Consider the following 23,643-nt stretch of genomic DNA (forward strand, 5'->3'; position numbering starts at 1 on the left):
GGCACTCTCACTCGATGAGTGCTAACGACGGTCCATAGTGACCTATTCCCGGGGATCAGTCCACTGGGACCGTCGCGCGGTGACCCACGCCACGTGCCACCGTGCGTCCCACGGGCGGTGCCGACAGGCGTGACCGCAGGGACACGAGGGTCACCAGGGCCAGTACCGTGCCCGCCATCGGCACCAGGAATCCGGCCCCGTCCCACAGGCGGTCCTCGAACTGCCCGGAGACCGTGACGGCGGCCGCCTGGCCGAGCGCGACCGCGCCGGTCAGCCAGGTGAAGGCCTCGGTGCGGGCGCCCGCCGCGACCAGGTTCTCGACCAGGGTGTAGCCGGTGATCAGCGCGGGCGCGATGCACATGCCGACGAGCAGGCCGAGGCCGGCGAGGACCGGTACGGAGTGGGCGGCCCACAGCCCCGACGCGGTGACCGCGAGCGCCGCGTACCCGACGACCAGCCGCCGCTGCGGGGCCGTCTTCCACGCGACCGCGCCGCAGACGATGCCGGAGAGCATGTTGCCCGCCGCGAAGATGCCGTACAGGACGCCGTTCAGACCGGGCTCGCCGATGGACTCGGTGAACGCGGCGAGCGAGACCTGCATGCCGCCGAAGACGGTGCCGATCCCGAGGAACGTCACGATGAGCACGCGCACACCGGGGACCCGCAGCGCCGGATCGTGCCGCACGCGCGCGTGCTCCCCGGTGGCGGCACCGGCGGGGGAGGGCTGCGTGCCGCGCTGTGCCGCGAACAGCAGCCCGCCGAGCAGCGTCAGGGTCGCCTCGGCGATCAGCCCCGCCGCCGGGTCCACGGCGGTGCACAGGGCGGTCGCCACCAGCGGGCCGAGGACGAAGGTCAGCTCGTCGGTGACGGACTCGAAGGCCGCCGCGGTCGGCATCAGGGGTGAGCCCTGGAGCTTCGCGGCCCAGCGGGCCCGCACCATGGGGCCGACCTGCGGCACCGAGGCGCCGGTGGGCACGGCCGCGGCGAACAGGGCCCACAAGGGGGCATCCGCCAGCGCCAGGGCCGTGAGGGAGAGCCCCGCCACGGCGTGCAGCAGGACGCCGGGGACGAGCACCGCCCGCTGACCGTGGCGGTCGGCGAGGCGGCCGCTGTACGGGGCGAAGAGCGCCATCGAGACACCGGTCACGGCGGCCACGGCGCCGGCCGCCCCGTACGAACCGGTGGTGTGCTGCACCAGCAGCACGATGGAGAGGGTCAGCATCGCGAACGGCTGGCGCGCCGCGAAGCCGGGGAGCAGGAACGTCCAGGCGCCGCGGGTGCGCAGCAGCTGCCCGTAACCCGGGCGGGACGCCGTCGGGGTGACCGTGGATGCCACGGCCCGTGCCTTTCTGCCGCCTGGTAGCGCGGACCCCAAACGGGGCCCGGTCGCCGAGGGCTGTCCTCTCGCGCGTACTGCGGTAGATACCGGCGCCCCGCGGGGACGTCCCGGCCGCCTTACGGTCGCGCCAGCCCTGCGTCAGGCAGAGGTGGTCCGATCAAGGTGCGCCCTCATCGTATACAAACGTGTGTCCGTCGTATACGAGTACGGGCGGACGTGATCGAGTGCGACCGTACGAGCTGCGACCGCACGAGCTGCGACCGCACGAGGACGGGGAGCACGGCTCACGTCCGTACCCCGTCGCCCCCGGTCCCCAGCCACCCGGCCAGCTTGCCGCCCTGGCCGACGGCGCGCAGGCGCCGTTCCGCCGCGTCCCGGACCGGGTCCGTGGCCACCACGAGCAGTTCGTCACCGTGCCGCAGCACCGTGGTCGGCAGGGGTACGAACGACGTCCCGTCCCGTACGACGAGCGTGACCGCGGCGCCCGCGGGCAGCCGCAGCTCGCCCACCTCGACGCCGTGCATCTGCGAGCCGTCCGGAATGGCGACGGACAGCAGGTGCCCGCGCAGCCGCTCCAGGGGCGCCGACTCTATGCCGAGGTCGGCGGCCTCGGCCCCCTCGCCCAGCCGCAGCTTGCCCGCCAGCCAGGGCAGGGTAGGCCCCTGTACGAGGGTGTAGACGACGACCAGCACGAAGACGATGTTGAAGATCCGGTGGCTGCCCTCGACACCGTTCACCATGGGGATGGTGGCGAGGATGATCGGCACGGCGCCGCGCAGCCCGGCCCAGGACAGCAGGGCCTGCTCCCGCCAGGCCACCCGGAACGGCAACAGGGCGGTCACCACGCTCAGCGGCCGGGCCACCATGGTCAGGACCAGGCCGATGACGATGGCGGGCAGGATGTCGTCGCCCATCTCGTGCGGGGTGACGAGCAGTCCGAGCAGCACGAACATGCCGATCTGGGCGATCCAGCCGAGCCCCTCGGCGAAGCCGCGCGTGGCGGGCCAGTGCGGCAGCTTGGAGTTGCCGAGGACCATGGAGGCCAGGTAGACGGCGAGGAAGCCGCTGCCGTGGGCCATCGCCCCGGCCGCGTACGCGGTGACCGCGATGGCCATGACGGCGATCGGGTAGAGGCCGGAGGCCGGCAGGGCCACGTGCCGCAGCCCGAAGGAGCCGAGCCAGCCCACCGCGAGGCCGATGGCCGCACCGATGGCCAGCTCCAGTGCTATCTCGGCGATCAGGACGTACCAGTGCTCGACCGGGCCCGCGGCGGAGAACGAGACGACGAGGATGACCACCGGGGCGTCGTTGAACCCGGACTCGGCCTCCAGAACACCCTTCACGCGCGCGGGGAGGGGGATCCTGCGCAGGACGGAGAAGACGGCGGCCGCGTCCGTGGAGGACACCACCGCGCCGATGATCAGCGACTGCCGCCAGTCCAGCCCGACGAGATAGTGGGCGCCCGCCGCGGTGACGCCGACGCTCACCGCGACTCCGGCCACCGCCAGCGAGCTGGCGGTCGGTAGGACCGGTCTGATCTCGCGCCACTTCGTGCCGAGGCCACCCTCGGAGAGGATCACGACCAGGGCCGCATAGCCGATGACCTGGGTCATCTCGGCGTTGTCGAAGTGGATGTCGCCGATGCCGTCCTGGCCCATGGCGACGCCGATCCCCAGATAGACGAGCAGGCTGGGGAGCCCGCTGCGCGACGAGATCCGGACCGCTGCCACCGCCACGAGCAGGACGACCGAGCAGATGAGCAGGAGCTGGTTGAGGTGGTGGACAGTCAGGGGCTGTTCCCTTCTCGCCGGGCCGGGCAGATGGCCTCGCGGCCCGAAGACGGCCGTCGGCGTGCTCCGGTGCTGCGAGGTACTTCGTTACCTTACCTAACTCTTGACACTTTCTTGACGGTCCGGTCGGCGGGATCGAACGCCCGTACGCGCTCGTTGGCCGACTCCGCGTCAAGTCGGGTCCGCCCCTGCGCCTATGGTTGCTCCAGCGCTCAGCGCTGAGTAGAAGCACAGCCCGCCCTGCCGCTCGCGTTAGGACAGCAAGGACAGCGATGCCCCCCAACACCACCGCCTCTTCCGGTCAGGAGCCCGGCAAGTCCGGCAGGAAGAAGGGGCGCAAAGCCCGTTTGCTCGTGATCGTCCTGGTGCTGGCAGTCATCGGGGGCGTCGCGTACGGCGGGTTCTGGTCGGTCAGTACCGTGCGCGCCTCCTTCCCGCAGACCGAGGGAACCGTCAAGCTGACCGGTCTCTCCGGAGACGTCGAGGTCAGACGCGACGGCTACGGGATCCCGCAGATCTACGCCGACTCCGACGAGGACCTGTTCATGGCGCAGGGCTACGTCCAGGCGCAGGACCGGTTCTACGAGATGGACGTGCGCCGCCACCTGACCTCGGGCCGGCTGTCCGAGATGTTCGGCAAGGGCCAGGTCGGCAACGACGAGTTCCTGCGCACGCTGGGCTGGCACCGGGTCGCCGAGCAGGAGTACGAGACCACGCTCTCCGACGAGACGAAGAAGTACCTCCAGGCCTACGCGAAGGGCGTCAACGCCTACCTCAAGGGCAAGGACGGCGCGGACATCTCCCTGGAGTACGCGGCCCTGGGGCTCACCACCGACTACAAGCCCGCCGAGTGGACGCCCGTCGACTCGGTGGCGTGGCTGAAGGCGATGGCCTGGGACCTGCGCGGCAACATGCAGGACGAGATCGACCGCGCGCTGATGACCAGCCGCCTCGGCCCCCAGCAGATCGCCGACCTGTACCCGGACTACCCGTACGACCGGAACGAGGCGATCGTGCGGGAGGGGAGCTACGACGAGCTCTCCGAGACGTGGACGGGAAACTCCGCGGGCACCGCGGGCACCGCGGGCACCGCGGGCACCGCCGGTTCCACGGAGACCGGCGCGGGCGCGGGCACGGGCGCCGGGACCGGCACCGGCCTGGGCACCGTCGGCGCCTCCGACGCCCTCCAGACGCAGCTCTCGGGCCTCTACGACGTCCTGGAGAACGTCCCCGACGCCGTGGGCGTGAACGGCAACGGCATAGGTTCCAACTCCTGGGTCGTCTCCGGCGAGCACACCATCACCGGCAAGCCGCTGCTCGCCAACGACCCGCACCTCGCTGCCTCGCTGCCGTCCGTCTGGTACCAGATGGGCCTGCACTGCCGTGAGGTCGGTGACAAGTGCCGGTACGACGTCTCCGGCTACACCTTCGCGGGCATGCCCGGCGTGGTGATAGGCCACAACCAGGACGTCGCCTGGGGCTTCACCAACTCCGGCGTCGACGTCACGGACCTGTACCTGGAGAAGCTCACCGGCGAGGGGTACGAGTACGACGGCAAGGTGGTGCCGTTCGAGACCCGCGAGGAGACCATCAAGGTCGCCGGCGGCTCGTCCAAGAAGATCGTCGTCCGGACCACGAACAACGGCCCCCTGCTCTCCGACCGCAACGACGAGCTCGTCCAGGTCGGCAAGAAGGCCACGGTGGACAACGCCGCCCCCGACCGCGGTGACGGCTACGGCATCGCGCTGCGCTGGACCGCGCTGGAGCCGGGCACCTCCATGGACGCCGTCTTCGCGCTGAACAGGGCGGCCGACTGGACGCAGTTCCGTGAGGCCGCCGCCCTGTTCGACGTGCCCTCGCAGAACCTGGTCTACGCCGACACCGACGGCAACATCGGCTACCAGCTGCCCGGAAAGATCCCCACGCGCGGGGAGGGCCACGACGGGTCCGTCCCGGCGCCGGGCTGGGACTCCGACTACGACTGGGCCGGCTACATCGACCAGGACGAGCTGCCCTTCGAGTACAACCCGGAGCGCGGCTACATCGTCACCGCCAACCAGGCCGTCGTCGACGAGGAGTCCTACCCCCACACGCTCACCACGGACTGGGGCTACGGCACGCGCAGCCGGCGGATCACCGACCTGATCGAGTCGAAGATCAAGGACGGCGGCAAGATCTCCACCGAGGACATGCGCCTCATGCAGATGGACAACAGCAGCGAGATCGCCCGGCTGCTGGTGCCCAAGCTGCTGGCCATCGACGTGGACGACAAGAACGTCCGCCAGACGCAAAAGCTCCTGGAGGGCTGGGACTACACCCAGGACGCCGACTCGACGGCGGCCGCGTACTTCAACTCGGTCTGGCGCAACATCCTCGAGCTGGCCTTCGGCGACAAGCTGCCCAAGGAGCTGCGGGTCAAGGGCCGGTGCCTGTACGTCGAGCCGACCGGCACCGGCCCGGCCGACGAGGGCCAGAAGGTGCGCGAGTGCGGCCAGCGCGACGCGGACCAGGCGCAGCCGGACGGCGGCGACCGCTGGTTCGAGGTGGTCCGCCGGATCCTCGACGACGAGGACAACGACTGGTGGTCGGCGCCGGCGACGCGTACCGACGAGGCCGTGAACACCCGCGACGAGCTGTTCGAGCGGGCCATGAAGGACGCCCGCTGGGAGCTGACCGCCAAGCTCGGCAAGGACGTCGATGGCTGGACCTGGGGCCGGCTGCACCGCCTGTTCCTGAAGAACCAGACCCTCGGCACCGAGGGCCCCGGCATCCTGCGGCACATGCTCAACCGCGGCCCCTGGGAGCTCGGCGGCGGCGAGGCGACGGTCAACGCGACCGGCTGGAACGCGGCCGGCGGCTACGGCGTCGTCTGGGTGCCGTCGATGCGGATGGTGGTCAACCTCGACGACCTCGACAAGTCCCGGTGGATCAATCTCACCGGCGCCTCCGGACACGCCTACAGCGCCCACTACACCGACCAGACGGACAAGTGGGCCGACGGCGAGCTGCTGCCGTGGTCCTTCACCGAGAAGGCGGTCGAGGACAGCACGAGCGAAACGCTGACGCTGAAGCCCTGACGATCACTCCCTGCCCGACCGGAACGGCCCTCCACGCGCGCGTGGAGGGCCGTTCCGCGCGTACGGGCCCCGGAGCCCCGGAGGGCCGGCCGGGCTCAGCCGGGCGTCCGGAAGCGCCGTACGCCCGACGGCGTCACGACCGCGTGCACCGCCCGGTCGTGCGGCTCCTCGGGGACGCGGTCGACGACCTCGGAGTCGTACAGCAGCACCACCAGCGCCGGATCGGCCCCCGCACGCTCCAGCCGGGCCAGCACACGGTCGTACGAGCCGCCGCCGCGGCCCAGGCGCATGCCGCGGGCGTCGACGGCGAGGCCGGGCAGCAGGACGGCGTCCGCCCCGGTCACGGCCTCCGGTCCGAGGCGGTCGCCGGTGGGCTCCAGGAGGGTCATCCGTCCGCCGTACCGGACGCGCGCGAGGGAGTGCCCGCCCTCGTACACGCCCCAGTCCAGGTCGTCGTCGGCCAGGAGCACGGGCAGCAGGACGCGCACCCCGCGCGCGCGGAGGGCGTCGAGCAGGGCGAGGGTGCCCGGTTCACCGCCGACGGAGACATAGGCCGCGACCGTGCGCGCGTGTGTGAGCTCGGGCAGCTCCAGGGCGTGCCGCGTGAGGGCGTCCGCCGCGTCCCGCACGTCCTCCGCCCGCAACCCGCTCCTCACCGAGAGGAACGCTCGCCGCACCATCCGCTTGTCGGCATCCGTCTCGTGTCCGGTCCGGCTCACAGAATGCTCCCAAACTGTTCCTAATGTTCTCATATGAGAACGAATTAATCGGAGCCACAGGGGCCGTACAAGGGCACCGGATAAGGTTCAGCCATGACTGAGTCGAACCCCAGGATCACCAAGGCTGTCATTCCCGCAGCCGGTCTCGGCACCCGCTTCCTGCCTGCCACCAAAGCCACTCCGAAGGAGATGCTGCCGGTCGTCGACAAGCCGGCGATCCAGTACGTGGTCGAAGAAGCGGTGTCCGCGGGGCTCGACGACGTCCTCATGATCACCGGTCGGAACAAGCGGCCCCTGGAGGACCACTTCGACCGGAACTACGAGCTGGAGTCGGCCCTGGAGAAGAAGGGCGACGCGGACCGCCTCGCCAAGGTCCAGGAGTCCAGCGACCTCGCGATGATCCACTACGTCCGCCAGGGCGACCCCAAGGGCCTCGGCCACGCCATCCTGTGCGCCGCCCCGCACGTCGGCGACGAGCCCTTCGCCGTCCTCCTCGGCGACGACCTGATCGACCCCCGCGACCCCCTGCTGCAGCGCATGATCGAGGTCCAGGAGCAGCGCGGCGGCAGCGTCGTCGCCCTCATGGAGGTCGCCCCCGAGCAGATCCACCTCTACGGCTCCGCCGCCGTGGAGGGCACCGAGGACGGCGACGTCGTCAAGGTCACCGGCCTGGTCGAGAAGCCCGACCCGGTGGACGCCCCCTCGAACTACGCCGTCATCGGCCGCTACGTCCTCGACCCGCGGATCTTCGGCATCCTGCGCGAGACCGAGCCGGGCCGCGGTGGCGAGATCCAGATCACCGACGCCCTCCAGCAGCTCGCCGCCGACGAGAAGGTGGGCGGCCCGGTGCACGGCGTCGTCTTCAAGGGCCGCCGCTACGACACCGGCGACCGTGGCGACTATCTGCGTGCCATCGTCCGGCTCGCGTGCGAACGTGAGGACCTGGGCCCGGACTTCCGGACCTGGCTCCGCAGTTACGTAGCCGAGGAGATGTAGCCACGTTGAGCAGCCCCGCGACCCACGGCACCGGCCCGGACCGCCTCTGGTCGGTGAGCGAGCACCTGGCGGACGTCCTCGCCGGCGTCCGCCCCCTGGAACCCATCGAGCTGCAGCTCCTCGACGCACAGGGCTGCGTCCTGGTCGAGGACGTCATGGTGCCGGTGTCCCTGCCGCCCTTCGACAACAGCTCCATGGACGGGTACGCGGTACGGGTCGCGGACGTCGCGGGCGCCAGCGAGGAGTACCCCGCGGTCCTCACGGTGATCGGTGACGTGGCCGCGGGGCAGGGCGAGCAGCCGTACGTCGGCCCGGGCGAGGCGGCCCGCATCATGACCGGTGCCCCGCTGCCGCCCGGCGCCGAGACGGTCGTCCCCGTGGAGTGGACCGACGGCGGCGCGGGCCGGGGGCCCGTCTCCGGGATGCGCGCCCACAGCGCGAACCCGGAGGGCGCCACCGGCCAGGTGCAGGTCCACCGCGGGGCCGAGGCACGCGCGCACGTGCGCGCGAAGGGCAGCGACGTGCAGGCCGGCGAGCGCGCCCTCGCGGCGGGTACCGTCCTCGGCCCGCCGCAGATCGGGCTGCTCGCCGCGATCGGCCGCGGCACGGTGCGCGTACGTCCGCGCCCGCGCGTGGTCGTGCTGTCCACCGGCAGTGAACTGGTGCCGCCCGGCACGGCGTTGGGGAGCGGCCAGATCTACGACTCCAACAGCTTCGCCCTCACCGCCGCCGCCCACGACGCCGGGGCGATCGCCTACCGGGTCGGCGCCGTCACCGACGACGCCGAGGTCCTCCGCTCCACCATCGAGGACCAGCTCGTCCGCGCCGACCTGCTCGTCACCACGGGCGGGGTGAGCGTGGGGGCGTACGACGTCGTCAAGGAGGCCCTCCAGTCCTTCGGCGCCGAGGGCGACGGGGCGAGCAGTGCGGACGGGGAGAACGGGGCGCACGGGGAGGACGCCGAGCGCGTGACGGGCGGGCGTGTCGAGTTCCGCAAGCTCGCCATGCAGCCCGGCAAACCGCAGGGCTTCGGCACGATCGGCCCCGACCGCACGCCCCTGCTCGCGCTGCCGGGCAACCCGGTCTCCTCGTACGTCTCCTTCGAGCTGTTCGTCCGGCCGGTGATCCGCGCCCTGATGGGCCTCGAGGACCTGCACCGGCCCACCGTCCGGGCGACGCTGCACGCTCCCAAGACGCTGACCTCGCCCGCGGGCCGCCGCCAGTTCCTGCGCGGCACGTACGCCGACGGGACCGTCACCCCCGTCGGAGGAGCCTCCTCCCACCTGGTCGCCGCCCTGGCGAGGGCCGACGCGCTGATCGTCGTCCCGGAGGACGCGGAGTCGGTCGAGCCGGGCACCGAGGTCGAGGTGGTCCTCCTCGGGTGAGGGCGGCCCCTTGGGGGTACCGTGTCGCGCACAACGAGGCCACGCGCCCCACGCGCGTGGGCACTGACCGGGAGCGCCACACCACATGAGTACGCAGGACCGACTGACGCACATCGACGAGGCGGGTGCCGCCCGCATGGTCGACGTATCCGGGAAGGACGTCACCGCGCGCACCGCGCGCGCGAGCGGCCGGGTCCTGGTGTCCCCCCGCGTGGTCGAACTGCTGCGCGGTGAGGGAGTGCCCAAGGGCGACGCCCTCGCCACCGCGCGCATCGCGGGCATCATGGGCGCCAAGCGCACCCCCGAGCTCATCCCGCTCTGCCACCCGTTGTCAGTGGCGGGGGTCACAGTGGACCTGTCGGTGGCGGACGACGCCGTCGAGATCCGGGCCACCGTGAAGACGACCGACCGCACGGGCGTCGAGATGGAGGCCCTCACCGCGGTGAGCGTGGCGGCGCTCACCGTGATCGACATGGTCAAGGCGGTCGACAAGGGGGCGGTCATCACGGACGTACGCGTGGAGGAGAAGACGGGCGGGAAGTCGGGCGACTGGAGCCGGGCATGACGGCACCGGCCGGACCGCCCGCCGGAGCGGCCCTCACCGCGCCCTACTCGGCCCTGGTCGTCACCGCGTCCAACCGCGCCGCCCGGGGCGTCTACGAGGACAGGGGCGGGCCGCTGATCGCGGAGGGGCTGCGGAGTTCCGGCTTCGCCGTGGACGGGCCGTGGGTGGTGCCCGACGGCGATCCCGTGGAGAACGCCCTGCGCGTCGCCGTCCGGGCCGGGTACGACGTCGTCGTCACCACCGGCGGCACCGGCATCTCGCCCACCGACCGGACACCGGAGGCCACCCGCGCCGTACTCGACCGCGAGGTCCCGGGCATCGCCGAGGCCATCCGGGCGTACGGCCGCGAGAAGGTGCCCACGGCGGCGCTCTCCCGGGGCCTCGCGGGGGTCGCCGGCGGCACGCTGATCGTGAACCTGCCGGGCTCCACCGGCGGTGTGCGGGACGGCCTGGCCGTGCTGGAGCCCCTGCTGATCCACGCCGTGGACCAGATCCGCGGCGGCGACCACCCCAGACCCACCGGCACCGCGACATCAGCCGGTACCACCGGTACCTCGGGATCCACCGGCGCCACGGGCCCTGCCGGCTCCGCAGGGTCCGCCGGGCGCGCCGCAGGGTCCGCCGGTGACGCCACAGGGTCCGCCGGGCACCACGGCGGACCCGGCGCCCCCGCGGACGGCTCCGGACCCAGTGGGGGTGCGCGCTGAACAGCCCGTCCTGGCCCGTCGAACTGGCGGACGGCGATGTCGTCCTCCGGCCGATAAGGCTGCGCGACCAGCAGGCCTGGCGGGAGGTCAACCGGCGCAACCGGGACTGGCTGCGCCCTTGGGAGGCGACCATCCCGCCGCCCACGCCCAGCGGCCCGATCACACACCGGCCGACCTACCGCCAGATGGTCCGCCATCTGCGGCGGGAGGCGAACGCGGGGCGGATGCTGCCCTTCGTGATCGAGTACCGGGGGCGGCTCGCCGGGCAGCTGACGGTGGCCGGCATCACCTGGGGCTCGATGTGCTCCGGGCACGTCGGGTACTGGGTCGACGAGGCGGTCGCGGGCCGCGGCGTCATGCCGACGGCGGTCGCGCTGGCGGTCGACCACTGCTTCCGCACGGTCGGCCTGCACCGCATCGAGGTGTGTATTCGCCCGGAGAACGGGCCCAGCCGACGCGTCGTGGAGAAACTCGGATTTCGCGAGGAAGGCCTGCGTCCTCGATATCTTCACATCGACGGTGCCTGGCGTGATCATCTGGTGTTCGCGCTCACCGCCGAGGAGGTGCCGGACGGGCTGCTGACCCGCTGGCGCCGCACCCGCGCGCGCAACGCGCCGCAGGACATCCGGGGCGACACACCCCGCAACACGGCATGATCCGGATACGGTGCGGAACGCTCGACGCGGCGTGAGCGGCTTCATAAATAAAATATGTGTTCGAAATTGACGGCTCCTGATCGTCTCAAAGCGTTAATTCCGCGGTCTCGCTGGTCCGCTGATCGCATCGGTCACAAAAAAAGCTAGAAATATCAGCCAGATCGTGCGACACACCGGCTCAATTGGCAGATGGCCTCATGCAAACCCCTCTACCGTGTGAGGCGTGAGCAGCAGCGGCCTCATCTACGCAGTCATTGTCGGGGCCTGGGCCGCCTACTTGGTGCCGATGTGGCTCCGTAGGCAGGACGAGCTGAACGAGGCCCGTCCGACGGAACGCTTCAGCACCGCCATCCGGCTGCTGTCCGGACGGGCGGGAATGGAGCGCCGGTACGCCAAGGACCTGCAGGCGCGCTCCGCCGACGAGGTGGAGTACGCCGCCGACCCGGATGCCGTCACCGACTCGGTGGACGTCCGGGCCTTCGCCATGCCTCCGTACCGCCCGCGAACCAGGGTGCACCTGCCGGTGAGGCGGGACGGGGCGGCGGGGCGGCCGGAGGCACCGGCGGGCGGGCCCGCCGGCTCGCCGCCGTCGCAGTCCGCGGAGAAGGCCGGTGCGTGGGGAGCGGGCGGTGTGGGCGGTACCGGTGGCGCGGGCGGTACGGGTGCGGAGGCACCGGAGTCGTCCCGTCCGTCCAAGGCGCCCCAGGCGCCCGAGCCGTCCCAGCCCTCCTCCCAGCCCTCCCAGTCGTCCGCCGCGAGGCCCGGCAAGAAGCCGCCCGTCGGCGTGGCAGCGCGGAAGAGGGTCTCGGAGGAGGCCGCGGCGCGGGCCCAGCGCTCGAAGGTGCTCGCGCGCCGACGGCGTACGACGGTCGTGCTCTTCCTCGCCTTCACGCTCGGATCGATCGTCGCGGCGGTCGGGGGGCTCGCGTTCCTCTGGGCGCCCGGCGTGCCCGCGGTGATGCTCAGCGCCTACATCGCCTATCTGCGCTCCCAGGAGCGGCGGCGGTTCACCTACACCATGGACCGGCGCCGGGCCGAGATCGCCGCGCAGCGGCTCCGTGAGCGGCAGCCCCGGCGCCGGCCGGTGCTCGACCAGCACGACGCCGACGAGCCGGAGGACGGGTCAGAGGTGGAGACCAGGCCGGACCTGTCCGCGCTCGCGGCCGACCGCCGGGCCCTCGTCGAGCAGACCGACCACGCCGAGTGGGTCGACCAGCAGCGCGAGCGCCAGCGGCGCCCCGGCCACGGTGACAGCTGGGACCCGGTCCCGGTGCCGCTCCCCACGTACGTGACGGCGCCGGTCGCTCCACGGGCCACGCCGAACGCCCAGCCGGGGACGCCGGACGCGTGGAGCCCGGCACGGTCGAGCGCGGCCGAGCCGGGAGCGGGACACCCGGAGGCGGCGCTGGACGCCTCCCTGTCCGCACCCGTGCCCGCGCCCACCTCCGCGCCCGAGCCCTCCTCGCCGTCCTCCTCCTCGCCGCCCTCCGCCTCCGCCCCTGCCTCGTCCGAGACGGGGACGGAGAGCGGTGAGACGGGCGACGGCGACGAAGGGCGCTCCGACGCCCGTCGTGCCGCGTCCGCGCGCCGGGCGCGGGAGCGGGGACGGACGCCGCTGTTCGACCAGTTCGAGGACGGCGACCGCCCGCGTGCGGCCAACGAGTAGCCCTGACCGCCCGTTCGGAGTGCCTCCCCGCGGGCGGGCTCCTGCGGGCTTGCGAGGGGCGACCGTTGACCAGCGCGGAACGGATTTCCGAGCACCCGGATGGGGATGCTAGAGTTTCACTCGTTGCAAGGGCCTGTGGCGCAGTCCGGTAGCGCACCTCGTTCGCATCGAGGGGGCCAGGGGTTCAAATCCCCTCAGGTCCACGCAACACAGAGCCCCTGTCGGGATTCCGACAGGGGCTCTGTGGCGTTCTGAGCCCCGTACACCCGCGACCCCCATGTGCACCGCAACGTGCACCGCAGGGTGCCGGCGGTGCCGGCCTGCCTGCGGGCGTGAGAGGGGGCGGAACTACGGCCGGATCACAGCCGCTTCGCGTAGCACAGGCTCGACTCGTGGAAGCGGTAGTAGCCGAACTTCTCGCACGGCTCGTAACCGCTGGAGAGGTACAGGGCGATCGCCTCCGGCTGCTTGGTCCCCGTCTCCAGGACCATGCGGAGGCGGCCGGCCGCGCGGGCGTCCTCCTCCAGCGCCGCGAGAACACGGCGGGCGATGCCCCGGCCGCGCATCTCCTCCACCACGAACATCCGCTTCAGCTCGGCGTCCCCGTCCCGGTTGCCCTCGCCGTTCTCGTCCTGGGCGCGCCAGCCGCCCGAGGCGACCGGGACGTCGTCGTCGTCATAGGCGAGGAGGTAGATCCCGTTGGGCGGCTCGAAGTCCGGCGCCGCCAGCTCCGTGGCGTCGCCGCCGTCGCCGTAGCGGACGTCGTACTCGGCCTGGACCAGGTCGTTGAGCTTGCGCGCGTCGGGGTGGTCGAAGGAGACCCGGCGTATGTCCATGCTGCACACCGTATATTCGTTCAAGTTTACGAAGGGACAGTCCATTGTGCCGGTATCGTGCCGGTGTGCTCACTGTTACCTCTGTCAATGTCAATGGACTCCGTGCCGCCGCGAAGAAGGGCTTCGTGGAGTGGCTCGCCGGCACCTCGGCCGACGTGCTGTGCCTCCAGGAAGTGCGCGCCGAGCCGCAGCAGCTGCCGGCGGAGGTGCGGGAACCGGAGGGCTGGTACGTGGTGCACGCGCCCGCGGCGGCGAAGGGCCGGGCGGGGGTGTCCCTGTACACGCGCCGCGAGCCGGACCGCGTCCAGGTCGGCTTCGGCTCGACGGAGTTCGACGCGAGCGGCCGGTACGTGGAGGCGGACCTCCCCGGCGTCACCGTCGCCAGCCTCTACCTCCCCTCCGGCGAGGTCGGCACCGAGCGCCAGGACGAGAAGATCCGCTTCATGGGCGAGTTCCTCCCCTACCTGAAGGAGCTGCGCGAGCGCGCGGCCGCGGGCGGGCGCGAGGTCGTCGTCTGCGGCGACTGGAACATCGCCCACAGGGAGGCCGACCTGAAGAACTGGCGCGCGAACCGGAAGAACTCCGGCTTCCTGCCGGAGGAGCGGGAGTGGCTCGGGCGGGTTCTGGACGCCCAGGACGGCGGGTACGTCGATGTGGTGCGGGCGCTGCATCCGGACGTCGAGGGGCCGTACAGCTGGTGGTCGTACCGGGGGCGCGCTTTCGACAACGACAGCGGATGGCGCATCGACCTGCACGCCGCGACGCCCGGACTGGCCGCGCGGGCGGTCAAGGGGTACGTGGAGCGGGCGGCCACGCACGCGGAGCGGTGGTCGGACCACGCGCCTGTGACGGTCGTGTACGACCTGTAGGGCACGTTCCGCGTGCGCGATGCGGGTCAGCCGCGTGTGGTGCCGACGATCACGAGCAGGTCGCGGACGCAGCGCACCGGCTCCAGCGCCGTGAACTGTGCCTCACGGCGGGTCGTCCCGTCGGTCTCCAGCAGTTTCGTCGCGTGTGCCGCGACGAGCCGCGCGTTGGTGATCGATAGTTCTTCGGTCGGGTCCGGGTCGGACACGTGGATGGCTCCGCCTTCGTACCGGACGACAGTACGCTCGCTCACGTCGACTCCTCAGCAGTCGGCCGGCTCCGGGACGCCTTGCCCGCGTCGCCGGGGCGTCTCTTGGCTGAAGCTAACCGTGGTCGACAGCGGGCGGTAGCGGTTGACCGATGTCGTCCGACGTCGGCGATGCGTGATCGAGGTCGACCGCGTACGGTCGCGCGCATGAGCACCGGTATCGACCCGACCAACCCGGCGTACCACTACGTACAGCTCGCCGACCTGCTCGCCGCCAGGATGGACGACGGCTCGTGGCCGCCGGGTACGCGGCTGCCCGGTGAGATGACGATCGCGCAGGAGTACGGAGTGGGCTCGCAGACCGTCCGGCGGGCGCTGGCCATCCTGCGGGACCGGGGCAGACTGGTCACCGTTCCGGCGCGTGGGTCGTTCGTGGCGCGGGAGTCGGCTTCCGGCGGGAACGGCTGACCGGCGGTCGTAGGTACGGCGGCGCGCCGTGCGGCCGCGTACGGGTAGTCGACCACCTGTACGGACATACTCATCCCCAGTACTCGGTGCTCACCGGCCGGAGGGGGACGCGTGCGGGAGCAGGAGCGGGCAGGCCGCAACGAGGTGAGCGGCGTCGTACACGGTCCCAGCGTGCAGGCCGCGGTCGTCCACGGCGACGTCCACATCGGCACCGGCACACAGGCCGCACCGGACGCTCCGCCCCCGCCTCCCTGGCAGCTCCCGCCGACCGGTCCGCTGACCGACCGCACCGCCGAGGTGGAGGCGCTGGAACGCCGTCGGGTCAGCGCGGCGCGGCGGGAACACCCCACGCTCGCCGCGGTGAGCGGACTCGGCGGCGTCGGCAAGACCGCCCTCGCCCTGTCCTGGCTGCACCGGCTGCGCCGGGACTACCCGGCCGGCCAGCTGTACGCGGACCTGGGAGCCCAGTCGCCCGCCGGTCCGGCCGATCCGGCGGAGGTGCTCAGCGGCTTCCTGCGTGCTCTCGGAGTCCCGCCGCAGCAGGTGCCGCGCGGCCTCGCCGAGCGAGCGGCGTCGTACCGGTCGCTGACCGCCGAGCGCGGCCTCGTGGTGCTGCTCGACGACGCCGCGACCGCGGCACAGGTGCGGCCCCTGCTGCCGGGAGGGGCGAACGTCACCCTCGTCACCAGCCGCCGCCGGATGTCCGGACTCGCGCTCGAAGGCTGCTACCAGCTGCACCTGGAACCGCTCGCCCCCGAGGCGGCCGTCGAACTGCTGGCGGACACCCTCGCCGACGACCGGGTCGAGACGCAGGCCGACGACGCCCGTGCCCTCGTACGGCTCTGCGCGGGGCTGCCGCTGGCGGTGCGGGTCGCCGGAGCGCGGCTCGCGGCCAGGCCGCACCGCGCGATCACGACGATGGTCCGCGCGCTGGCCGAGGAACGGGGCCGGCTCGACGCACTCGCCATCGACGGGGACCACGGGGTACGTGCCGCGCTGGACCTGTCGTACCGGGGTCTGCCCGAGGACGCGGCCCGCCTCTACCGGCTGCTCGGAGTGCACCCGGGCACGGAGTTCGGCAGCGCTGCCGCGGCGGCGCTGCTCGGGAACACGGCCGGGCGGCCCGGTCCGGGGCACGGGCGCGGTGCGGCCCACCTGCTGGACGTGCTCCACGACGCCAATCTCGTCACCGACATCGGTGAGGACCGCTACCGCTTCCATGATCTCGTGCGGTTGCACGCGTCGGCCATGGCGGCGGAGGACGAGTCCGCCGCGGAGCGGGCCGCGGCCTTCCGACGGCTCGCCGACCACCTGCTGGCCACGGCCACGCGTGCGGAGACGGCCGTCGATCCGCAGCACCCGTTGCGGGAGCGGTCGTACGGTCCCGGGCCGGTCGTCGTCGAGGAGTTCGGAGCGGGCGCCCAGGCCGCGCTGGACTGGCTGGAGCGCGAACTTCCGCAGCTGATGGCGGTGGTGCGGTACGCGCGGAGTGCGGGTGAACCGGACGTCTGCTGGCAGCTCGCCGATGCCCTGGGGCCCCTCTTCATCCGGCGCAAGCACTACGGTCACTGCCATACCGCCCATGCCGAGGGGCTGGCCGCCGCGCGCGAACTCGCGGACAGGGCGGCCGAGTGCCGGATGCTCACCTCCGGCGGCCTCGGTGAACTGGGCGGGGGCGAGCACGAGCGGGCGCTGGAGATGTTCGAGGACGCGGCGCGGCTGTTCGCGGCGGACGGCAACGCACTCGGTCACGCCCGCACACTGAACTACCAGGGCCTGGCCCACCAGCGACTGGGCCGGCCGGACGAGGCCGCGGGACTGTTCGCCCACGCGGCCGTCGGGCTCGCCCGGTGCGGTGACAGGCGGGCCGCCGCACTCGCCCGGCTGAACGGAGCCGATGTCGACCTCGCCCGTGGCCGGCCCGAGGCGGCGGCCGCCGACGCCGCCGGCGCGCGTACGACGCTGCTCGCCGTGGGCGACTCCTACAACGCCGCGCGCGCCGCCGTCCTGCTGGGGCGGATCCGCCTGGAAGGCGGCCGGACCGACGACGCGGACCGGTGGCTCTCCGGGGCGCTGACCGTGATGCGCGAGGCGGGCGCCGCCTACGAGACCGCCCGGATCCTGGAGTCACTGGGCGAGGTCGCCGAGCGGCGCGGACGGCGGGACCTCGCCCGGGGACGCTACCGGGAGGCGGCCGACCTGTACTCCGCCGTCCAGCGGGCGGACCCGGCGGAAGCGGTGCGTGAGCGGCTGCGACTGCTGTCCCGGGGCGAAGCCGGCGACTGAGCCGGCCGCCCGTGCGGCAGGACGACCTCCGCCGGTGCGGGTGACGACCTCGGCGGCACCCTCGTCACCAGCCACGCGTGCGCCAGGGAGGCCCATGCCGACCAGGGGCGCAGGGCCGCGTGGAGTTCGGTCAGGACCATCCGGGCGGGGGCGTGCCCGTACGGTCCGATGCGCACCCAGCACCGCGCGGTCCCGAGATGGACGGCCACCACCGCGGCGCCCGGGCAGCCGGCCGCCAGCGCGTCCGCCGCTCCGTGGCCCGTGCCCGGTGCCAGCAGGACATCGGCCAGCGACAGCCAGGGCGGCGGGGCGGGAAGCGTCACGCGCAGGTGCTCGTCGAGCACACGCCGCGGGCCGTGGCCCCCTTCCGCCGCCTCCGTGACGCGCACACGGCACCACCACGCACCGGCCGGCCGCTCCCCGGCGGTGACGGTGCTCATGACGCGGTGCGGGACGGGTCGCCGTACCCGACCAGGACCGGTGGTACCGCCCGTTCCGGAGCGAGGCGCGCGGCCGGGGCGCGCAGGCGCAGCTTGCGGTACAGGAGGGTGCGCATCCTGCGGGCGAACTGGCCCGGTTCCGAACTGAGCCGGGCCGCGATCCGGCCGTACTGTCCCGGACGGTAGACGGCGGAGCTGCGCCGCAGCTGCGCCACCAGCGGCTGGTCCGGCCGGATGCGGGGCGCCGTCGCGCGCAGCTCGGCCATCGGTGAGGAGGGGTCCAGGTCCGGGTCCGGGGCGCCGGCCGTCAGGATGCGGGCGCCGGTCATCGTCCCGTAGAGCGAGACCGAGCCGTGGTCGCCCACGATGTGGTCGGCGGCGACGACGGCACCGCACCACTCGGAGTGCTGGGTGACGAGACCGACGCCACGGCGGGCCAGCCCGGCGAAGGCACTGCGGATGTGCCATTCGCTGTGGGCGTTCCAGACGTGGGGGTGCAGCAGGACCACGATGCGGAACCGCTCCGGAGGCAGTTCGAGGGCCAGCCGGTCCAGCAGGTCCCACTGCCGGCTCAGCAGGGAGTCGGGTCCCCAGGTCGAGCAGACGAGCACCAGCTTCTGCCACGGCTCGACACCGAGGGTCTCGCGGTACAGCTCCCGCCACGGCAGGCTGGCCGTGACGCGGTCGTAGCAGGGGTCCCCGACGACCTCCGCGACGGGCAGCGCCTCAGGACACTCCCTGGCCAGACGGGCGCGGTCGTCCTCGTGGGCCAGGGCGATCGCCGCGGGCACCACCACTCCGTCGCGGACCAGCCACTGCCGGCCCAGTCCGTACACCTCGCGTTCCACCACGGGACGCCCCTGGCCGGCCCCGGGCGCGGAGACGCGTTTGTTGTACGAGGCGCCGTGCGGGAGCACGATCACCGGCACGTTCAGCTCGTGCAGTCCGCCGTGGCTCGCCGCGAGCGCCAGGTCGAACCGCGTGTGCACCGCCCGGCCCCAGGGCACCACCAGTGCCTTCGCGGCCTCCAGGAACTCGTCCACCCCGTCGTTGAACACGTCGTGCGCCGTGGTGAAGACGACCTGCACCCGCGGATCGCCCTCCAGCAGGCGGACGGCCTCCAGCAGGCGCTGTGCCGAGGTCACCGTGTGTACCACCGCGAGCACCCGCTTGCGGATGCGGAAGGTGGCCCAGCGCTCGACGTCCAGGCGCAGGGGCACGGCGAGGCGCCGTTCCGTGTCGGGTATGACCAGGCTCATTCGATGTCCCCCGTGTCGGTGGTGTCGGTGTGCGGCGCGCATGATTGCGGGGCCGCGGAATCCGGTCTAACCGACGGGTCGGACGGTGGACTTGGAGAAACCTTGCAGCCCTCGTGCACCGTCAACCCCTCCGCTCCGTGCGCCCCCTCACGCGACCGTGCGCCCCGCTTCTGCCCTGCGCTCCGCCTGGACCTGCGGTGACAGTGAAACGAAGGGCGGCATATGACAAACGCATTTGCTGATGACCATGTCAGGGCTGTGTGCGGCGCCGGAACCACTCGGGTCACGTCATGTGGACTCTGCCCGGACGGAACGGAACACCTGGGGGAACGGTGGACCTTCTCGCGCTGGGGCCGCTGGAACTGTGGCACGAGGGGCGCAGGCACTCACTCGGAACGCCCAAGGAGCGGTGCGTGCTGGCCGTGCTGCTGTACGCGCGCGGGGACGCGGTGTCCGTGGACACCCTGCTCGACCGCGTCTGGGGCGACGAGAACGCGGCGACCGTGGAGACGCTGCGCCCCTATGTGTCCCGGCTGCGCACCAGGCTGCGCGGCGCGGTGGGCGAGCTGGCGGTGCTGGAGCCCCTGTCACCCGGCCACTACCGGCTGCGCTTGCGGGACATGGACGCCGTCGACTTCGTACGGCTCCGGCGCCTGCGCGACGAGGCGCGCGCGGCTGTCGGCCGCGGGGACCGGGAGGAGGCCGTCCGCCTGCTCCGCGGAGCCGAGTCGCTCTGGCGCGGTGAGCCGTTCGCGGAGCTGGCCGGGGCCTGGGCGGCCTCGGCCCGCGCCCGGCTGACCGAGGACCACCACCGGGTGAAGGAGGAACGCATCCGGCTGGAACTGGAGTTGGGACGGCACGCGGACCTCCTCGGCGAGCTGCACGAACTCGTGACCCTCAAACCGCTGGCCCAGCAGGCGGTGGCCGCCCTCATGCTGGCCCTCTACCGGTGCGGCCGTGACGACGAGGCCCTCGACCTCTACCGCACCACTCGACGGCGTCTGAAGGACCAGCAGGGCATCGACCCCGGCGCCGAGCTCCGGAAGCTGCACAGCCGCGTCCTCGGTCAGGACCCCGCCCTGCGGGAGGCGGAACCGGCCGCACGCGATCGAGCCACGGCCGCCCGTCCCACAACGCCACCGGGCAGCAGCCTCCCGCGTGACACCAGGAACTTCACCGGCCGCAGCGGCGAACTCGGCATCCTGCTCGCCGATCCCGCTCCGGGCGGCCACGGAACGGCGATGCCGCTGACGGTCGTGCACGGCATGCCCGGAATCGGCAAGACCGCGCTCGTCGTGCACGCCGCGCACCGGATGCGCCCGCGCTACCCGGACGGGCAGCTGTACGTGGACCTGCGCGGCTACAGCGACCAGCCGCCGTACGAACCCGCCGACGCCCTGGCGTTCCTGCTGCACGCCATCGGTGTCCCCGACCCGCTCCCCACCACCCTGGACGAGCGGACGGCGCGCTGGCGCGAGTGGACGGCGCACCACCGGGTGCTGGTCGTGCTCGACAACGCCCGGGACGCCGACCAGGTACGGCCGTTGCTGCCCGGCTCACCGGAGTGCCACACGATCGTGGCGAGCCGCAACCGGCTCGTCGATCTGGACGGCGCCGTCTTCCTGCCGCTGGAGGTGCTGTCCGTGTCCGAGGCCGCGTCGCTCTTCGCCCGGATCGTCGGACCGGCCAGGGCGGCCGACACCGCCTCCCTGCGCCGCGTCGTGGAACTGTGCGGCTGCCACCCGCTGACCGTGAGCCTCCTGGCCAGCCGTTTCCGGCACCGGGACACCTGGGACCTGCAGTACGTGGCCGACCGGCTGGAGCGGGCCACCGACCCCTTGGACGTGTTCGACGAGCGCGTCGCCGCGGCCCTGCGCCTCTCCTACACCGACCTCGACGCACCGGCGAGGCGGCTCTTCCGGCTGCTGGCGCTGCACCCCGGTCCCGACATCACCCTGGAGGCGGCGACGGCGCTGTGCGGTGCCGACGGGCCGGGCGAGGTGGGCCGTGCGGCGGACTCCCTGGTGGACCGGCACCTTCTCGACGATCCGGTCAGGGACCGCTACCGGCTGCACGACCTGGTGCGCGTGTTCGGAGACCACCTCGGCCACCGCACGGAGCCCGCACCGCACCGCAGTTCGGCGCTGCGCCGACTGATGTCGTACTACCTCACCGCCGCGGACCACGCGGACCGGCTGGTCTTCCCGGGCCGGCGGAGAAGACCCGTGCCACCCGGACTGCTGTCCCCCGTCACGCCCGACTTCGCCGCCGGCCGGGACGCCGGCTCCGCCGTGGACGCGGCGTCGGTCTGGCTCACGGTGGAGCGCGGCAACCTGCTGGCCGTGGCGCGTACGGCCGCGGCGGAACACCCCGACTTCGCCGCGCTGTTCCCGCACGTCCTGGCCCACTCCCTGGAACGCTGGGGCACGCACGACATCACCGCCGAGCTCCACGCCGCCGCCCTCGCCGCACTGCGCTCCGGCGGCGACCGGCCCGCGCTCGCGCAGACACTGGTGGAGCGGGCGAACGTGCTGGCCCGGCGGAACCACGGGATGGCTCTGGCCGCCGCGACCGAAGCGCTGGTGCTCTTCGAGGAGCTCGGCGACCGCCGGGGCCGGGCCGACGCCCTGCTGGAGACCGGCCGTGCCCACCTCGGCGCGGGGCGCGGCGAGACATGCCTGCGGGCACTGGACCGGGCGCTCGCCCTCTACCGCGGAATCGACGACCCGCAGGGGGTGGCCGCGACTCTGAACGTCCAGGGCACGGCACACGTGCACCGGGCCGAGTACACGGAGGCGATGCGGTGCTTCCGGACCGTACTGGACATCGACCGCGGACTCGGTGACCTCCACGGTGAGGCCACCGCCTGGAACAACCTGGGGGAGGTCCGGCACGCTCTCGGGTTCCTCGAGGAGGCGCGCGACCACTACGAGCAGGCCCGGCGTCTGATGCGCCGGGTGGGCGGCCGCAAGGAACTCGCGATCATCGACACGAATCTGGGTGCCGTCCGCGACGGAACGGGCCGGTCGGACCTGGCGCTGCTCCGCCGCGCCCTGGCCAGCCACCGCGCCAGCGGGGACGCGATCGGGGAGATCAACACGCTGATCAGCCTGGGTACGACCTGTACGCGCTCGGGACGCGGTGAGGAGGCCCTCGCCCACTTCGGCGCGGCCGAGCGGTTGGCGGATCGCATCGACAATCCGTATGAGCGGCAGCGGGCCCTTCTCGGAATCGCCGATGCCCAGTACACGGCGGGACGCTGGGGCGCCGCTCTGGCCGAATACCGTAATGCGCTGGAAATAGCCAGCCAGTACAGCTATTCACGGTGCGAGGCGCTTGCCCTGGCCGGAATCTTCCGGTCGGGGATCCAGCTGGGTGAAATCGATTCCGCCCGAGCCCATGGCGAGAGAGCGCTGGCGCTCTGGCTGAGACTCGGGGCGGAGGGGGAGGCGGCTGAACTGCGCCGCGAACTGATTGAGTTGCCGACTATCGAGGATTGAGAGCCGACGGGGTCACCATATGCATTCCGCGAAGGCGGAAGAGGCGTTCATGACGACGATGGTAATGGCGCAAAAGAACACGGACGACGTACGCACTTCTCTCCTGTTGCAGGTGTAGCAGTGGAACCGTACCGCGCCTGTGGCGGATGGGTTCGAGCGTACAGCAATTGATCAACGTCTGTTGTTAGTTCTGTTCGCTCTGTTCGCCCTGTGAATATTTTCCGGTCAATGACCGCAACCTCCGGTCCAACGCCATCGACACCTCCGCCTCCACCACGTTCTTCGCGAGCGGCCGCAGCCGGTCCAGGTCCTCCGCGCTGCGGTCGCCCTGGGCCAGGACCAGCTCCACGAAGAGTTCCGCCAGGGCCTCGGCGTGGACGCGGACGCGGTGGCCCGCCGCCAGGATGTCCGCCAGGGGGATGCCCTCGCGGACCAGGGCCGCCGAGGTGTCCAGCAGCCGGCGGCTGATGTGGACGATCTCGGTGCCGTCCGTGGCGAGGTAGCCGAGGGCCAGGGCCGCGGACAGGTTCTCGGGGGTGGCCTGGCCGTCGAAGACGTCGGCCAGGTCCTCGGGTGAGAGGCGGACCGGGGTCTCCTCCGTGGGGGCGCCCAGGCCCAGGAGGTCGGCGACGTCGCGGCCGTGGTCGAAGGCCTCGGCCAGTTCCGCTATGCCGTTCAGGGTGTGGCCGCGTTCGAGGAGGGCGGAGATCGTGCGCAGGCGGGACAGGTGGGTGTCGTCGTACCAGGCGATGCGGCCCTCGCGGCGGGGTGGCTGGATCAGTTTGCGCTCGCGGTAGAAGCGCAGGGTGCGCACCGTGATGCCGGCCTTCTCGGCCAGCTCCTCCATGCGGTACTCGCGTCGTTCGCGCTGCTTCCCGG

The 23,643-nt window shown here is 72.4% G+C and carries 18 protein-coding genes, 1 tRNA gene and 1 pseudogene; 12 read left to right on the forward strand and 8 right to left on the reverse strand.

Annotated elements, in window-relative coordinates:
* Nucleotides 1-55: 55 nt before the first annotated feature.
* On the reverse strand, nucleotides 56-1,336 hold the full coding sequence (locus IEZ04_RS01375; RefSeq protein WP_189214736.1) for an MFS transporter: 1,281 nt from the start codon (nucleotides 1,334-1,336) through the stop codon (nucleotides 56-58).
* 287 nt (nucleotides 1,337-1,623) lie between these two features.
* Nucleotides 1,624-3,159, reverse strand: coding sequence for a potassium/proton antiporter (locus IEZ04_RS01380; RefSeq protein WP_189215348.1), 1,536 nt, complete (start codon nucleotides 3,157-3,159; stop codon nucleotides 1,624-1,626).
* Between the two features lie 242 nt (nucleotides 3,160-3,401).
* On the opposite strand from IEZ04_RS01380, the gene IEZ04_RS01385 reads away from it, so the two are divergent.
* On the forward strand, nucleotides 3,402-6,206 hold the full coding sequence (locus IEZ04_RS01385) for a penicillin acylase family protein (protein WP_189214737.1): 2,805 nt from the start codon (nucleotides 3,402-3,404) through the stop codon (nucleotides 6,204-6,206).
* A 95-nt stretch (nucleotides 6,207-6,301) separates the two neighbouring features.
* Here the strand turns inward: IEZ04_RS01385 and IEZ04_RS01390 are convergent, their stop codons facing one another.
* On the reverse strand, nucleotides 6,302-6,886 hold the full coding sequence (locus IEZ04_RS01390; RefSeq protein ID WP_189215349.1) for a 5-formyltetrahydrofolate cyclo-ligase: 585 nt from the start codon (nucleotides 6,884-6,886) through the stop codon (nucleotides 6,302-6,304).
* Between the two features lie 132 nt (nucleotides 6,887-7,018).
* Between IEZ04_RS01390 and galU the strand changes: the two genes are divergently transcribed.
* The 7 genes and pseudogenes from galU to IEZ04_RS01425 all read left to right on the forward strand — a co-directional run bounded on the left by galU (nucleotide 7,019) and on the right by IEZ04_RS01425 (nucleotide 13,103).
* A complete protein-coding gene (galU, locus tag IEZ04_RS01395; protein ID WP_189214738.1) occupies nucleotides 7,019-7,921 on the forward strand; it encodes a UTP--glucose-1-phosphate uridylyltransferase GalU in 903 nt (300 codons plus the stop codon).
* Between the two features lie 5 nt (nucleotides 7,922-7,926).
* On the forward strand, nucleotides 7,927-9,306 hold the full coding sequence (glp, locus tag IEZ04_RS01400) for a molybdotransferase-like divisome protein Glp (protein ID WP_189214739.1): 1,380 nt from the start codon (nucleotides 7,927-7,929) through the stop codon (nucleotides 9,304-9,306).
* An 85-nt stretch (nucleotides 9,307-9,391) separates the two neighbouring features.
* Nucleotides 9,392-9,871 carry a cyclic pyranopterin monophosphate synthase MoaC gene (gene moaC, locus IEZ04_RS01405; RefSeq protein ID WP_189214740.1) on the forward strand — a complete coding sequence of 160 codons (480 nt, stop codon included), beginning with the start codon at nucleotides 9,392-9,394 and terminating at the stop codon, nucleotides 9,869-9,871.
* Nucleotides 9,868-10,392: pseudogene (locus IEZ04_RS01410) on the forward strand (MogA/MoaB family molybdenum cofactor biosynthesis protein); the annotation flags it as partial. The gene moaC and the pseudogene IEZ04_RS01410, both read left to right, overlap by 4 nt.
* A gap of 182 nt (nucleotides 10,393-10,574) precedes the next feature.
* Entirely contained in the window at nucleotides 10,575-11,234 is a 660-nt protein-coding gene (locus tag IEZ04_RS01415) for a GNAT family N-acetyltransferase (RefSeq protein ID WP_189215350.1), read from the forward strand.
* A gap of 223 nt (nucleotides 11,235-11,457) precedes the next feature.
* Nucleotides 11,458-12,900, forward strand: a complete 1,443-nt coding sequence (locus tag IEZ04_RS01420; protein ID WP_189214741.1) for a SepX/GlpR family protein — start codon at nucleotides 11,458-11,460, stop codon at nucleotides 12,898-12,900.
* A gap of 129 nt (nucleotides 12,901-13,029) precedes the next feature.
* Nucleotides 13,030-13,103 (forward strand) — tRNA-Ala (locus IEZ04_RS01425).
* A gap of 156 nt (nucleotides 13,104-13,259) precedes the next feature.
* Here the strand turns inward: IEZ04_RS01425 and IEZ04_RS01430 are convergent.
* Nucleotides 13,260-13,736, reverse strand: coding sequence for a GNAT family N-acetyltransferase (locus tag IEZ04_RS01430; protein WP_189214742.1), 477 nt, complete (start codon nucleotides 13,734-13,736; stop codon nucleotides 13,260-13,262).
* Nucleotides 13,737-13,801: 65 nt separating this feature from the next.
* Between IEZ04_RS01430 and IEZ04_RS01435 the strand changes: the two genes are divergently transcribed.
* The gene (locus tag IEZ04_RS01435; RefSeq protein WP_189214743.1) at nucleotides 13,802-14,605 is read left to right on the forward strand and encodes an exodeoxyribonuclease III; all 804 of its coding nucleotides are present in this window, start codon (nucleotides 13,802-13,804) and stop codon (nucleotides 14,603-14,605) included.
* 26 nt (nucleotides 14,606-14,631) lie between these two features.
* Here the strand turns inward: IEZ04_RS01435 and IEZ04_RS01440 are convergent, their stop codons facing one another.
* Nucleotides 14,632-14,856 (reverse strand): hypothetical protein, encoded by a 225-nt coding sequence (locus tag IEZ04_RS01440; RefSeq protein WP_189214744.1) that lies wholly within the window; start codon nucleotides 14,854-14,856, stop codon nucleotides 14,632-14,634.
* 162 nt (nucleotides 14,857-15,018) lie between these two features.
* Between IEZ04_RS01440 and IEZ04_RS01445 the strand changes: the two genes are divergently transcribed.
* Both IEZ04_RS01445 and IEZ04_RS01450 read left to right on the forward strand, forming a co-directional pair.
* Nucleotides 15,019-15,279, forward strand: coding sequence for a GntR family transcriptional regulator (locus IEZ04_RS01445; RefSeq protein ID WP_189214745.1), 261 nt, complete (start codon nucleotides 15,019-15,021; stop codon nucleotides 15,277-15,279).
* A 111-nt stretch (nucleotides 15,280-15,390) separates the two neighbouring features.
* Complete coding sequence (locus IEZ04_RS01450) at nucleotides 15,391-17,565, forward strand: ATP-binding protein (protein ID WP_189214746.1); 2,175 nt, start codon at nucleotides 15,391-15,393, stop codon at nucleotides 17,563-17,565.
* Here the strand turns inward: IEZ04_RS01450 and IEZ04_RS01455 are convergent.
* Together IEZ04_RS01455 and IEZ04_RS01460 are read right to left on the reverse strand one after the other, a co-directional pair.
* Nucleotides 17,460-18,005, reverse strand: coding sequence for a hypothetical protein (locus tag IEZ04_RS01455; protein WP_189214747.1), 546 nt, complete (start codon nucleotides 18,003-18,005; stop codon nucleotides 17,460-17,462). The two genes, IEZ04_RS01450 and IEZ04_RS01455, sit on opposite strands and share 106 nt — an antisense overlap.
* The gene (locus IEZ04_RS01460; protein WP_189214748.1) at nucleotides 18,002-19,264 is read right to left on the reverse strand and encodes a hypothetical protein; all 1,263 of its coding nucleotides are present in this window, start codon (nucleotides 19,262-19,264) and stop codon (nucleotides 18,002-18,004) included. The genes IEZ04_RS01455 and IEZ04_RS01460 overlap by 4 nt, the downstream gene beginning before the upstream one ends.
* A 332-nt stretch (nucleotides 19,265-19,596) precedes the next feature.
* Here IEZ04_RS01460 and IEZ04_RS01465 point away from each other — a divergent pair, with 332 nt between their 5' ends.
* Nucleotides 19,597-22,764: an AfsR/SARP family transcriptional regulator gene (locus IEZ04_RS01465; protein WP_229820780.1), complete on the forward strand. Its 3,168-nt coding sequence runs from the start codon at nucleotides 19,597-19,599 to the stop codon at nucleotides 22,762-22,764.
* A 184-nt stretch (nucleotides 22,765-22,948) separates the two neighbouring features.
* Here IEZ04_RS01465 and IEZ04_RS01470 read toward each other — a convergent pair whose 3' ends face one another.
* A complete protein-coding gene (locus IEZ04_RS01470) occupies nucleotides 22,949-23,611 on the reverse strand; it encodes a MerR family transcriptional regulator (RefSeq protein WP_189215351.1) in 663 nt (220 codons plus the stop codon).
* Nucleotides 23,612-23,643 lie beyond the last annotated feature (32 nt).

The organism is Streptomyces ruber (assembly GCF_014648075.1).
Taxonomy (GTDB): Bacteria; Actinomycetota; Actinomycetes; order Streptomycetales; family Streptomycetaceae; genus Streptomyces; species Streptomyces ruber.